The organism is Nonlabens sp. Ci31 (assembly GCF_012974865.1).
Lineage (GTDB): Bacteria > Bacteroidota > Bacteroidia > Flavobacteriales > Flavobacteriaceae > Nonlabens.
The window spans coordinates 1,821,178-1,833,829 of sequence record NZ_CP043633.1 but is presented as its reverse complement, the minus strand read 5'-3'; the positions used below and the strand labels follow the sequence as shown (position 1 = coordinate 1,833,829).

General features: G+C 37.5%; 10 protein-coding genes. 5 read left to right on the top strand and 5 right to left on the bottom strand.

What is annotated here, in order from left to right:
- Positions 1 to 208 precede the first annotated feature (208 nt).
- The 5 genes from F0365_RS08080 to selD all read left to right on the top strand — a co-directional run bounded on the left by F0365_RS08080 (position 209) and on the right by selD (position 6,117).
- The gene (locus F0365_RS08080; RefSeq protein WP_169933228.1) at positions 209 to 637 is read left to right on the top strand and encodes a DUF2141 domain-containing protein; all 429 of its coding nucleotides are present in this window, start codon (positions 209 to 211) and stop codon (positions 635 to 637) included.
- 879 nt (positions 638 to 1,516) lie between these two features.
- Positions 1,517 to 1,804: a helix-turn-helix transcriptional regulator gene (locus tag F0365_RS08075; RefSeq protein WP_169933227.1), complete on the top strand. Its 288-nt coding sequence runs from the start codon at positions 1,517 to 1,519 to the stop codon at positions 1,802 to 1,804.
- 5 nt (positions 1,805 to 1,809) lie between these two features.
- Positions 1,810 to 3,060, top strand: a complete 1,251-nt coding sequence (locus tag F0365_RS08070; protein ID WP_169933226.1) for a type II toxin-antitoxin system HipA family toxin — start codon at positions 1,810 to 1,812, stop codon at positions 3,058 to 3,060.
- A 991-nt stretch (positions 3,061 to 4,051) separates the two neighbouring features.
- Positions 4,052 to 5,083 (top strand): tRNA 2-selenouridine(34) synthase MnmH, encoded by a 1,032-nt coding sequence (gene mnmH / locus F0365_RS08065; RefSeq protein WP_169933225.1) that lies wholly within the window; start codon positions 4,052 to 4,054, stop codon positions 5,081 to 5,083.
- Positions 5,080 to 6,117, top strand: a complete 1,038-nt coding sequence (selD, locus tag F0365_RS08060; RefSeq protein WP_169933224.1) for a selenide, water dikinase SelD — start codon at positions 5,080 to 5,082, stop codon at positions 6,115 to 6,117. Before mnmH ends, selD begins: the two co-directional genes overlap by 4 nt.
- Positions 6,118 to 6,621: 504 nt before the next feature.
- Here the strand turns inward: selD and F0365_RS08055 are convergent.
- The 5 genes from F0365_RS08055 to F0365_RS08035 form a co-directional block, all read right to left on the bottom strand.
- Complete coding sequence (locus tag F0365_RS08055; RefSeq protein WP_240961953.1) at positions 6,622 to 8,619, bottom strand: DUF2779 domain-containing protein; 1,998 nt, start codon at positions 8,617 to 8,619, stop codon at positions 6,622 to 6,624.
- The gene (locus F0365_RS08050) at positions 8,619 to 9,299 is read right to left on the bottom strand and encodes a hypothetical protein (protein WP_169933223.1); all 681 of its coding nucleotides are present in this window, start codon (positions 9,297 to 9,299) and stop codon (positions 8,619 to 8,621) included. The genes F0365_RS08055 and F0365_RS08050 overlap by 1 nt, the downstream gene beginning before the upstream one ends.
- Entirely contained in the window at positions 9,278 to 9,991 is a 714-nt protein-coding gene (locus F0365_RS08045; RefSeq protein WP_169933222.1) for a hypothetical protein, read from the bottom strand. Before F0365_RS08045 ends, F0365_RS08050 begins: the two co-directional genes overlap by 22 nt.
- 36 nt (positions 9,992 to 10,027) lie before the next feature.
- Positions 10,028 to 10,945 (bottom strand): helix-turn-helix transcriptional regulator, encoded by a 918-nt coding sequence (locus F0365_RS08040; RefSeq protein ID WP_169933221.1) that lies wholly within the window; start codon positions 10,943 to 10,945, stop codon positions 10,028 to 10,030.
- Positions 10,946 to 11,174: 229 nt separating this feature from the next.
- Entirely contained in the window at positions 11,175 to 12,248 is a 1,074-nt protein-coding gene (locus F0365_RS08035) for an AAA family ATPase (protein ID WP_169933220.1), read from the bottom strand.
- Positions 12,249 to 12,652: the final 404 nt, after the last annotated feature.

The following is a 12,652-nucleotide window of genomic DNA, read 5'->3' as shown; positions in this document are numbered from 1 at the left end:
GAATTGTCTGATCTTACTACAGAATTTAAAAACTTAAATTAATAACAACTGTCTGTATTTTATGGAATAATAGATAAAAGGACCCATAAACAAAAGAGGCACATTAGTATATAAGAACTTTTTTAGTTGACCCCCACTGTTTTTTAACAAGTTTTGTTCTTATTGTTTTCCTCCTGTTATATTTGTATTTTGTAATGAAAATCATAAAATGAAAAAAATAATATTTACAATTGTAGCTCTAGTATTTACCACACCTATTTTCGCTCAAAACGGACTCATTGAAGTAACTGTAACAGGTATTCAAAATACGGCAGGTACTATCGAGATCGGTGTGTATGATCATAAATCATCATTTCTTAACTATGGCCAAGAAATTAAAAGCGCAAGGATAAAACCAACAAAAACAGGAGGTTTACATTATACGTTCGAAAATCTCCCTGACGGAACTTATGCAGTTGCCGTTTGGCACGATGTAAATGGAAATCGTGAAATAGACAAAAACATCTTTGGAGTCCCAAAAGAGGCTTATGGTTTTTCTAAAAATGTATTTGGACCTTTCGGACCTCCTGATTTTGAAGATGTTTCGTTTCAAATTGTAGATAGAAAAGATATGAAGTTCACCATCAATTTAGAATAAAGACCTTATTTGAATCGTTTATGTACTAATGCGATTCGTAAAGATGGTGTACTGTTCTTTTTAGTGCTGCTATTTCTTAACAAACTATGCTGCTAATTAAAATGTACACCCTTTTACCTTTTTGAAAAGGCAGTGGAAAATAAAACAACAAATTCATCCTGATTCACAACCTATACAAACAAAAAAAACTCTTGACTTCTCCAGAGTCTTTTTAACTTAGTAGTCCGCCGCGACGGAGACTCGAACCAGCGTACGCCGCGGCGAATAGGAGCCCGACCAGCTATCCCTTAAAATTAATGTGGGCATCCATCCATTCTCTTCCCAGGCCAGATTTCAACTGTTTTTCTCGTTCCATGGCTGCTTTCTTACTTACACTTTTCTATCGTATGCCATGCTAGTCTGCTATAGGGCAGACTATATGTTGGTAAAACACTAGCGTTCCTATACTTTATGCTGAAATCATCAAAATATACCCTTTATAGGGTATTGACAATACTCCATAGTTGTAGTAATTTTATAAATCAAAACAAACTAAATGAAAATTTATCTTACTCCACTCTTATTTCTCTTAGCAATTACTGGACTACAACTGCAAGCCCAAGAAATTAAATGATAACTAAACATGTAGAAAGCGATGAAGTCGCTCGTTTGGACGAGGGTTCGAATCCCTCCGACTCCACGATTAAACTAAACCTCTTTAAATCAATGATTTAAAGAGGTTTTCACTTTTCTATAAAATAATTAAAGAGTTGTCATTCATAGCGTTATATGTTCGAACTTTTACAATTACTCAATCAAAAGCTTTAGCCTTACTAATATTTTAAATAATGATGCTTATTAAATACATTAACGCTATATTTGTTGTAAGTAAGCAACAAAATGAACTCCAGAAAAACTATTCTTCTCCCTAAATATCAAAAGATGTTTGAACAAATAGGTGAGAATATTAAATTAGCAAGAAAACGTAGAAAGTTAACTACTGAGCAAGTTTCAGAGCGAGCTGGTATTCATAGAGCTACACTTTATCGTATAGAAAAAGGCGATCATGCCGTTTCAATAGGTTTATATTTTAACGTATTTAGAGTCCTTAACCTTCAAGATGACTTTCTAAAGCTTGCCAGCGAGGATGAATTTGGTAGAAAGCTACAAGACCTTGATTTATTATAGAAACTATGGGGAAAGGGAAATTTGATATTTACGTTTATGCAGATTGGATAGGTCTAGAATCTGTTGCATTGATAGGTATTCTGTCTGCTCATTTTGCCAAAGCTAAAAAGGCATTTAGTTTTGAGTATGACCGAGCGTGGCTTAAAAGTGAATCCCTACATCTACTTGATCCAGATATTGACTTTTTCTCTGGTGCGCAGTATCCATCAAACAAAGAGAATTTTGGGATCTTTCTAGACAGTATGCCCGACACTTGGGGAAAAACCTTAATGAAACGCAGAGCCGCTCAAGATGCAAGAACTAAAAACGAAAAAGCTCAAACACTCTATGAAATAGATTATTTATTAGGCGTTTATGATCAAAGCAGAATGGGAGCACTTCGTTTTAAAACTGATAGGAACGGACCTTTTCTCGATAATGATGAGCAATGTCCTACTCCACCATGGTCTTCTTTAGGTGATTTACAAGAGGCTGTTAATCAATTAGAGAATGATGAACATAACGAAACCATCAGAAAATGGATCGCAGTACTTATCGCTCCAGGTTCTTCATTAGGTGGAGCAAGGCCAAAAGCTAATATTCTAGATAGCAAAAAAAATCTATGGATTGCAAAATTTCCCTCCAAAACAGATACCATTGACAAAGCTGCGTGGGAATATCTAACATATCAACTAGCAACAAATGCTGGTATAAAGATGGCAGAATCTAAAATTGAAAGGGTCAGTGGCAATTATCATACATTTCTAACTCGTAGGTTTGATAGAGAAAATGGCAACAGGATTCATTTTGCATCTGCCATGACCATGACTGGTAATACAGAGGATAATACTAAAGGAACAACTCCTAGTTATTTAGAAATAGTTGAGTTTATTGAAAACTTCGGTATAAATATCGATATAAACCTACACCAGTTATGGCGTCGTATTATTTTTAATATCGCTATATCAAACACAGATGATCATTTACGCAATCATGGTTTCATTTTAACGGATAAAGGCTGGATCCTATCGCCAGCTTACGACTTAAATCCTTCCATTGAGAAGGATGGCTTATCCCTAAATATTGACATGAATGATAACGCGTTGGACTTTGAACTAGCAAAAAGTGTTGGTCCTTATTTCCGCTTACGCGAAAGCGAAATGGATACGATCATTAATGAAGTTTTACAAGCAGTTAAGAATTGGAAAATAATTGCTAAAAAAATAGGAATTAAAAATGCTGAGATAGAACTTATGTCTGGAGCATTTAGATTTTGAAAATCTTAAAATTTGATTTAGAGATAATTATCTCAATATCTTCACTCAAAAAGTTCGAACTCTTTCGCTCCGACTCCTCGATCAATCAGAAAACCACGCCGGTAGGCGTGGTTCTTTGTTTTATGGAAAACCTAGAGCGGTACGCTCTAAGGTTTGGAATAAAACAAAGAACTAGGGCGATAGCATCGTGGTTTTCTAGTTGAAGTACTGGACGCGCTAGGGAAAACCAGTAGGTAATCCCTCCGACTCCACGATCAATCAGAAAACCACGCCGGTAGGCGTGGTTCTTTGTTTTATGGAAAACCTAGAGCGGTACGCTCTAAGGTTTGGAATAAAACAAAGAACTAGGGCGATAGCATCGTGGTTTTCTAGTTGCAGTACTGGACGCGCTAGGGAAAACCAGTAGGTAATCCCTCCGACTCCTCGATCAATCAGAAAACCACGCCGGTAGGCGTGGTTCTTTGTTTTATGGAAAACCTAGAGCGGTACGCTCTAAGGTTTGGAATAAAACAAAGAACTAGGAAGATAGCCCGTGGTTTTCTAGTTGCAGTACTGGACGCGCTAGGGAAAACCATTAGGTAATCCCTCCGACTCCACGATCAATCAGAAAACCACGCCAGTAGGCGTGGTTCTTTGTTTTATGGAAAACCTAGAGCGGTACGCTCTAAGGTTTGGAATAAAACAAAGAACTAGGAAGATAGCCCGTGGTTTTCTAGTTGCAGTACTGGACGCGCTAGGGAAAACCAGTAGGTAATCCCTCCGACTCCACGATCAATCAGAAAACCACGCCAGTAGGCGTGGTTCTTTGTTTTATGGAAAACCTAGAGCGGTACGTTCTAAGGTTTGGAATAAAACAAAGAACTAGGAAGATAGCCCGTGGTTTTCTAGTTGCAGTACTGGACTCATTAAAGGTCAAGTGGAATAAAATTGAGCTGCCTAAGCAGGCTAAAAAGCTGCTCAAAAGTTTATCTTTAATAATTAAAGACTTTATATGAAACAAATCATCTCCATAGAATACTACTTTCAAAATTTAGATCATATACCAATGATTGATGTGAGGTCACCTGGAGAATTTGCGAAGGGACATATTCCTAATAGTAAGAACATTGAACTGTTTACTGATGAAGAACGAGCAGTAGTTGGCACTGCCTATAAGAAAGAATCAAAAGAAAGGGCTATTGAAATAGGGTATGAATATGTTAAGACAAAACTCACTGATTTTATAACTAAATCTATTGAAGTCGCACCTGACAAAGAAGTTGCAATACATTGCTGGCGTGGAGGAATGAGAAGCAATGCGTTTGCCGATCATCTTATCGAGAACGGTTTCAAAAAAGTTTATGTCATAGAAAAAGGCTATAAAGCATTTAGAAACTATGCATCCCGATTTTTTGAACAGCCGTTAAATCTCAAAATATTGGGTGGATATACGGGAAGCGGTAAAACTGAAATATTGCATTCCTTAAAAAATAAAGGGCAACAAGTGATCGACCTAGAAGGTCTAGCTAATCACAGGGGTTCTGCATTTGGTGGTATAGATCTCCCACCACAACCCACCAACGAGCAATTCTCTAATGATTTATTTTCAATAGTACACCAGCTGAATCCCGAGCAACCCGTATGGGTTGAGGATGAAAGTAACTCCATAGGGAAAATTTCAATTCCCAGTGGATTTTTTGAGAAAATGCAGGATTTGCCCGTGTATTTTCTAGACGTTCCTTTTCAGGAAAGAACAAAACATCTTGTAGACACCTACTCAAGTCTAAGTCAAGATAAATTAGCAGATGCAATAGGCCGAATAACAAAAAGACTGGGATATGACAAAAGCAAGTTTGCTCTGGATGCACTTGAGAATAAAAATTATTCCAAAGTTGTTGAGATAACACTTTTTTATTACGACAAAAGCTATTTAAAAGGATTATTAAAACGCGAAGAATCTACGGTAACTAAATATAAAGTCCCAAACGTTAATCCTGAAAATACAGCAGAATTCTTAATCAGCTTAATACATAAAAACGAATGAATGAAGTTATAAAATTAACCAGTTTTAGTCATGGAGCTGGTTGCGGGTGTAAATTATCACCCAAGGTGTTAAGCACCATATTAGAAACCACCTCTCTAAAAATAGAGGATCCACGACTATTAGTAGGTAATGATACTAGAGATGACGCTGCTGTATATGATATGGGTAATGGAATAGGTATTATAAGCACTACAGACTTTTTTTTACCTATAGTAGATGACCCTTTTACGTTTGGAAGAATCGCAGCTACTAATGCGATCAGCGATATATATGCCATGGGAGGTAAGCCCCTAATGGCGATTGCAATTCTGGGTTGGCCCATTGATAAAATAGCTCCTGAAGTAGCTGCTCAAGTTATGGAAGGCGGCAGGAAAGCATGCGCTGATGCAGGAATAATTCTTGCTGGTGGTCATAGTATAGATAATCCAGAACCTATTTTTGGACTTGCAGTTACAGGGTCTATAGCAATCGCTAATCTCAAACGTAATGACAAAGCGGAATCAGGAAGTATTCTATATCTCACAAAACCTTTGGGAGTTGGTATTTTAGCAACAGCTCAAAAGAAAGGTGTTTTAGAAGAAGAGCATAAGGACATTGGGGCCAACTCAATGATTATTTTAAATGATGTAGGACAACAACTCTCTGAAATTGAAGAAGTATCCGCCTTAACTGATGTCACTGGATTTGGACTCATGGGTCATTTACTAGAGGTTTGTGAAGGTAGTAATGTATCTGCCATTGTCAATTACAGCAAAGTGCCCGTTTTTGATGAGATTCACGCCTATATCGACAAAAAATGTGTCCCAGGTGGAACCTTAAGAAACTGGGAAAGTTATGGCCATAAGCTTCATATTGAAGATGAAATCACAAAATATATCTTATGTGATCCACAAACCAGCGGCGGATTATTAATTGCTGTGAAAAAAGAGGCTTCACATAAAGTGGAAGCAATTTTAAAAAGTCGAGGGCTTTACGCTGAACCTATAGGAGAACTAATAGAAAAATCAGATGCACTTATTCAAGTTAACGAGTGATGATCTTTATCACAACTGTGTAAAATGTAAAAATCAGAATTCCATAAATCGTTTATAGTTTTTTATCTGGTCTTAAAGTATTCACAGTAAAATTAGTAGCAGATTTGTAGTACTCCGTTCAATAATAACAAGTCTCAAATATCAGGGTATAGACTACGAAAGGGATTCGGTAACGCATCAAAAAAAGCGGTTCGAATCCCTTCGATTCCGCCGACTAAAACCACATTCAACTGATTTTCAGTTTTATGTGGTTTTTTATTTAAGTTAGTAGACGACCGTTATACGATGCTGATTTATTTTACGCCTCCGTGAAATAAAAGTTTGTAATCTGACCAGATCTAAAGCTACACATTAGATTTCTTTCCCGAGAAAGCACCCAAGGCTTTCTCTTGTTTTAGATCATCTGGATGGTATTTCAGAGTTAATGATCAGTCGCACTTTAAAGAACTTTAACTTCTTCTTATCTATTGCATCAAGCGCTTCAAAGGCTACTTGTAAAATCTTTCATGAATCTATCAACTCCTTAAAATGCTCATAGATCATGACCATTGCGAGGGTATCTAGCTCACAATAGCGCAGCAAAGCGTCTACAATTTCTGAATGTTCTAGATCAGAAATGCCTCTTCCTTGCAGTTTTGCGTAAGCGAAAAGTGCCGCACCACCATCTGCTATTTGCGGAGCGTCAACCCTTGCATTTTCTAGAGCTTCCTCTAATTGCTCATTAGTCAAACCCTCAAAAAGAGGTGGTAGCGATTTGTAGGGATTTACGAGTTGGCCTTCTTCCGTTTCCAAGAACACATAATCATCCTTAAAGTTTTTACTGGTGAGGTTGATCGCCTCAACGGGCTGGCTGTACTTTTCTTTTAAGTAATCGCTGGAATCCAATACTGCGGGCAATATGGCCTTGATCGAATTGGACCCGCCAGTTTGCGGATGATAATAATTACGCACCACTGTTTTTTGCAAGTCAATCATATCACGCGAGCCTGGAGCATACCCGTTGGGATTGCTTCCCGTAGCATGGCTTATGCTTTCTATAAAATCGCAGAGTTCCTTTCTATCAGGTTCATTTGAATTGCATAGCTGGTTATGGATCACATTGACAATCGTATTCTCATGATTATGATACCTAAAAATACTGCCGTCATTCACCTCTAAATCTCTTTTCAAAGCTCGTATAAATTCAAAATTAGGCAACACCCCTTTCTCCACATTGATGTACTCGCTGGTATGTTCCACCCGACCATCTTCATAAACAATATGGTGGCTGTATTGAAACGCCAGTTGCTCATAGGGCCGCATTCCTGCAGTAAACGGAATCGCTACCGCACTGGTTTCAAAATCAATAAAATTCAAGGGATACTTCCATTGAGACATTTCTAACCTTAGGTTTTCAACATCTGCATAACTGGTAGAGTCATTCTCCTTGTGCTTCTCGATTTGAAGCCATTGTCGCTCACTACGGCTCAATCCATGTGCATCTGGTATGATGTTCAGATCCTGCTCTTCCAGCTCGTCCATAAAGATCTTACTGCTTTCAAAAGCTGTTCTTGCCGGATTATACCATACGTCCGCTGTTTTAGGATCGTTTAATCGCTTTCGCGAAAGCGGAACAAGGTCAGGTCTCAAAACAGGCAACTGCTCCATCCAGCATTCGTGAAAACCACTTAATTTTCCTGGTGGTGGATCTGAAAGTTTGAATTCGCAACCATAGCAATGAGTTCCAATGGGAGATTCTATTTTTTTATCAGCCGCATAATGATGCTTAAAATCCAACAGCATCTCTTCAAATCCTAATTCTGGTCGATGCGGATTCTCATTAAAAATAAAATCCACTTCCTCAGAAACATTGATGTATGCGAGAATGCAATCGCCCAGATCCTCTCTGGACAAACCTGGAGTAACCTCAACACTGGTTCGCAAAGCCGAATTAGGAACGATTTTAAAATGACTGTTCAAACCATTCACAGTAGTTCGTTTGGATTTGTCCACCAGATTGAGATAAGGCACTATCTGCCATTCTGGATGGCATTCCTGAATCACGTAGTGCTGGAAAGCGACATCATAGAGATTCTCTTTCCATTTGCTTATGAGCTTGCCTTTGGGTGCTAATGAATCATGACTTGAGCTATCAATGGATCTTGCCTTGACCTCAATCAACCGAATCTTATTCCCTTTTTTCTCAAGGATATCCACCCGTATAAAAAGCCCCTCATACAGAAAGGCGGCTTCAAAAATTGTTGCGTTCTCTTGCTGTAATAATTCTTGAGTGCGCTTAACTAGCCCATTATAATCCCAGTCTTGATCCAGTATTGCGACGCCTTCAGGAAAATAAAGTCGGGCTAGTTCTTCCACCTGAAAACCTCCTTGCGCTAGACCTTCCAGAAAACTGTCGGTCTCGCTAGTGTCTTCATACTCTTTCTTTCGAGTATAATAGAGCTTCGTCGGACAGCTTAGTGCGAGCTTGAACCTTGATTTTGTGAGATGGCGTGGGTTGATCATTATTGAGTTCTATCGTCTATAAGTGGATTTCTTAGAATTACACCTTCGTGATCGCAATAATCTTTGAAATCATTTAGATTCTTTTTTGTAGCCTTCTCATTTTCAAACTGAGAAATATTATACGATTTAAAGATCATTTTACCTTCGCCCTTTTCATACTTACCGTGAGCTTCAAGAACTAATTTTGGATTATTAAAATTATCATTGAATACCTCTTCACACTCCCATAAATTTTTACCTGCAATAAAAATTAACTTAGACTCTGACAGCTCCACGCTAGCGAAATTTTCAATATCTGTTTTTGTAGTGTGATTAGATTTACCTTTTCGTTGAGAAGTTTCTTTTTCGTTAAAAAGTTCCTGTCGGTTGGTAAGAAAATATCCCGTATCTGAAACTAAGAATATGGAAAAGTTATATTGGTCTTCGCTAATACTTAGATAATCTGAAGTAAAATTATACATGTAAAGATTTAACCAATCCCATGACCATAAACCTAATGTTACTTTTTTTGCTTTTGGGGTAGCGTTGCTAAATTTAGACCAACCAGCATGGCATTGTCTTCCATAAAATTTATTGCTGTAATCGACGATGTCAAGAATGCGTTTTTGGAATTGATATAACAAACGGTAGGACGATCTTACGTCTTTTAATATTTGTTCTAGGTTGTTTGAGGAATCCATAAAGATATTCTAGTTAATGAGTTAGTTAAATTGTTTTGAGCGCTATCTAGAGTCTCAAACCAAATGTGATTAGAAATGTAATATCCGTGTAGTGCTAAGGCGTCTAAAATAGTTTGTAAAATCCTAAGGTAGGAGCCAGAGGTTGGGACTATTTCTAATGAAAGTTCAATGGTGATTGTATACGAGGTGATGATTTCCATAAGCTGTCGCCAGCGTATTTTAAAAATGTCATAAGACTTAAAATCTACTTCAATTATACTTTTTTTCTCTACTCTAATACCTCCTAGAGCGAAATAAATGAGTTGTTTGTTATCGCTGTCATTACTGATGTTTTCTCTGTAAACCTTGATCTGATCTGCCCATTGTTTCTCAGATTGCTGGTTATTATCATATCGCTTTGCTTCAATAATGATATCAGCGTATTCAAATTCTATAAACACATCAGGTTCTATATATCTAGTGTTGCTTACATCTGGAATATCTTTGGTATCCCAGCTAGGCCAGAAATGTACATCTAGAACTCTTCCCACATGTGGTGGCAGTTCTGAATTTTCTGGGTTAGATTTTCTAATAATCTCCCAAATCATGGTATCCGGAAGTAATAAAAGGTAATCTAAAACAGAGGACGTAAGCGTATCCTCTTTTTGATCGCTTTCCAACTTAAACTTACCTCTAGCTAATGCGTTATACATCTATTCAATTTTAATATTGATTCAGTTAAATATAATTTATTTATAAAGCTTAAGATTATTCTCCAGCTTCACCTTCACAATCTTGCGTAATTCCACTGGCTCCACAACTTCCACATTCTCATTCATCTGCAGCAACTGCATAATGAACTCGTGATTAGGTTGTAAGTAAAATGTAACCTGAGCTTGTGAGTTATCTGGTGTATAGGTAACATGTTGACTATGATGCAGCGGCAGTGTTTCCAGATACTTATGTTGGAAATTATAAGTAGTACAAACAATTTTCAATGGCCCCGGGAAATAATCTTCGCTGTAGTTGATCCCTACGATATCGTTATATCTCTTGAGTCCTTTTTCAAAATTCTTTGTATTAATTCCAGGCTCCCTAATGATTTCCAATGATGAAATACGTTCAATCCCATAGTTTTTAAATATAGTGTCGCCATCCTTGATAGCTATTAGATACCAGCGGTTCAAATATTCCTTCAATCGCAGCGGTGTCACTATATATTCTTTAATCTCACCAGAATGAAAATTTTCCTTTTTGAATTTTAGCTTTACGCCGGTATTCATTGCCTTGACTATGGTGTTTATATGGTGAACACCTCTAAGCTCGCTGCTATCGTCTGGAATAATCCACTTTTCAAATTGAGCGTAGTTTTTCAGACCTTCTTCGTAAATTTTGGCCAGCGAACTCAGTTCCGCAAACTTGAAGAATCTGGAAAGCAATCGTTCATCCTCTGCAAGTTCATAACCACGATGCTGGTGACTGTAACTAATATCTAAGCTGTAGTTTTCTTTTAGTGCTTTAAGATCACGCTCCAGCGTGCGCTCTGTAACGTCAAGATCGTGATCCTTCAATAGTTTATCTATAAGTTCCTGCTTTGTGATGTACTGTTTCCGCTTCAAGATATAAAGGATGTTTTCCAGACGTTCGAGTTGTGTATAACCTGCCATAATTTTTGCTTTGATCCAAATATAATCTTCCTAAACGACAGAACGTGTCGGAGCGTGTTTTTTAATTCAATTATTTCGTTTAAGATCAGCATTGTAAGCCCCATTGTCCTGCGGACATTTCCCAAGAGGGGAAAGTTTTTGTACTTCTTTTAATCTTGGAGGTAGCTTTAAAAGGAGAAGCTTTTTTTTCGTTTTTGGTTTCGATTTCGATTTCAGTTTCACTTTCAGCTTATCTAAACCCCACCACCTTCCGCTCCCGCAGGATGGTGGATGGTTCATCCTGATTAAATACATCTGTCAAGACCTGTGGTTCTGTAAAATGACTGTCGTATCCTAGCTTTCGCGAAAGCGTGTTTGCCTTACCCGTATCCAGCTTGCCAAATTCATATGTGGCTATCAACCTTCCTTTCCGCAATAAAGCCTTATCAACATTAGTCAAATCGGTATTGAAGGAACAGATGATCTGAATATTTAAGCAATCAGAAACTAGACCGTCTGACATGTTAAGTATCGTACTGACGGGCGAATTACCATTCTGATTGCGATCAATCACAATATTTTCTGCATCCTCAATTACCAGTATGGAATTCGTGTTTTCCAACATTAGCGGAATAATTTGTGGACTTCCGAGAGAGCTGGCCATGTGGGGAGGTAGGAAGATAACTTTCTTTTGTAACGCTGTTATCAAAGAGCGTATGTAACTGGTTTTTCCAGTACCAGGAAGCCCATGGAGAAGAACAATTCCTTTGTCATTCTCTTTATTTAAGCGATTTAAAATGGTCTCATGTGCTTTTTGAAAATCATCATTGTAATGCTCTTCAATGTTAAATAGGCTTTTTTTAAGTTTAATGTTTTTAGTATGTAGCCTACCACCGTACTCAACAAGAAGATTAATAGTACTCTTCGGCGCATCAAAAACACGTAGTCTTGAAATCTCCTTTTTGTACGCTTCTATAATTGACATATCGGTATGTTGCCACATCAAACTAACTTTGTTTGATTGTTCACAATTACTGATTAGAAGATCCGCTTCCATAAAAAAATAATCTTCTTCATACTTTAGGGTTTCATCCTTTCCACGCATGCATTTTTTGTAATAATGCTTCGAAGATTTCTCCTTTAATTTTGCGGCATAATCATCCCATTTATCAGTGTCCACATTTGTAATGAGTAATAATTGTGGAATATGATTGAAGTAGATCAGATAAAGTGCGCGTTTATCAAGATGCCGCTGATTATCTCGGTGGATTTCATTGGCAAACAACTGCCTGTCTGCTACAAGACCTTTCGTTTCAACTTTCATAAGTTAAGATTTTGAAGCAATACTAATATCTGATTTCGCCAAATCACGTCGAAGTAGTACGCTCAAAATCAGTATGAAGTTTAGATTGTACACTTCGCTATAAACTGCATTAATTTAATTGACTTATCGTCACGGTCATCTTTTATAGGGTCTTATAAAACCACAATATTGAACGAGTTAAGAAATATTTTTGTAATAATCAAATTTATTTTGTGTCCGTCGCATTCTGGCGCTGTCGCCTTTTAGGTTTGTCATGTGTTTGAAATTAAAACATCCGTTACATGGAATCTAATAGGATTTGGGCGAATCCAGGAGGAGGAAGTGTAGCGCTTAGTTTCAATCTCAGGTTCACGAAAAAAGTTATACTGAATCTACTCAAGAATTTGTCATCAAAAAGGGATCAT